Annotated in this window: 1 protein-coding gene and 1 pseudogene; one reads left to right on the top strand and one right to left on the bottom strand. The window is 38.3% G+C overall.

The window, feature by feature from the left end:
- Window positions 1-460 (top strand): annotated as a pseudogene (locus tag ACRCJ0_RS15740) (phosphoglucosamine mutase); the annotation flags it as partial.
- A gap of 243 nt (window positions 461-703) precedes the next feature.
- Here ACRCJ0_RS15740 and ACRCJ0_RS15735 read toward each other — a convergent pair.
- Entirely contained in the window at window positions 704-823 is a 120-nt protein-coding gene (locus ACRCJ0_RS15735) for a MerR family DNA-binding transcriptional regulator (protein WP_154837408.1), read from the bottom strand.
- Between the last annotated feature and the right edge of the window lie 123 nt (window positions 824-946).

Raw genomic sequence — 946 nt, 5'->3', positions numbered from 1 at the left:
CATGAAAGCACCACAAACTAAAGTTGGTGACCGTTATGTGGTTGAAGAAATGCGTGAACACGGATATAACCTTGGTGGAGAACAATCAGGTCATATCATCTTCATGGACTACAACAACACAGGTGACGGCCTTTTATCAGCAGTACAATTACTACATGTATTAAAAACTTCAGGTAAAAAATTATCTGAATTAGCTGGTGAAATGAAAACTTACCCTCAAGAATTAATCAATGTGCGTGTAACACGTGAAGGTAAAACAGAAGCAATGAATTCTGCAACGGTACAACAAGTTATTGATGAAGTGAACACAGAAATGGCCGGCAATGGCCGTATCTTAGTACGCCCTTCAGGAACAGAAAACCTATTACGTGTTATGGTAGAAGCCCAAACAGACGAAGAAGCATACAACTATGCAAAACGAATCGCAGATCAAGTAAGCAAAGAATTCGGCGTAGAATAAAAACAAGGTGTGAGTGAGACCACTAAGCTCAATAATGCTGGAAGAATAATGCAGTAGCTGATGTAATCAGCTGCAAATTAGTCTGAAGCAGGCTTGAGCTGGTCGAGCGAACCCGATTATCAAGGTGTGACACAAATCGTTTATCGGAATGTGAGCATCCTTAATCATATGAAATAGCGTATGGCGATTACTATACGCTATTTTTTTGTACTTTTTACAAAATATATATGCATATAAACATTATTAGACTCGGTAATCTGCCACAGATAAAGTCTGTGGTTCTAATAAACCAATCTTGTCATAGTGGCGCAAAGTTTTCCTTGTCACACCAGCCAAATCGGCTAATTCTCCTATTGTATACATCCTACTCACCTCTCAATATATATAATAAAGCCTGCCCTTAGGTAAAGGTAAACCTCTTTTTTGAAAAAGGGCGAATCTTTTTAAGCTAAGTATCATTTCCCGCTACCTTCCTATTTTAATTTC

The sequence above is a fragment of the Aerococcus sp. L_32 genome (assembly GCF_050689315.1).
Note: the sequence above shows the minus strand (reverse complement) of the source record. Positions and strands in the feature narration are given on the sequence as shown.

What these genes read in the sequence shown, in the direction of transcription:
- ACRCJ0_RS15735 (WP_154837408.1), bottom strand. Translation starts at nt 823, where the DNA reads ATGTATACAATAGGAGAATTAGCCGATTTGGCTGGTGTGACAAGGAAA.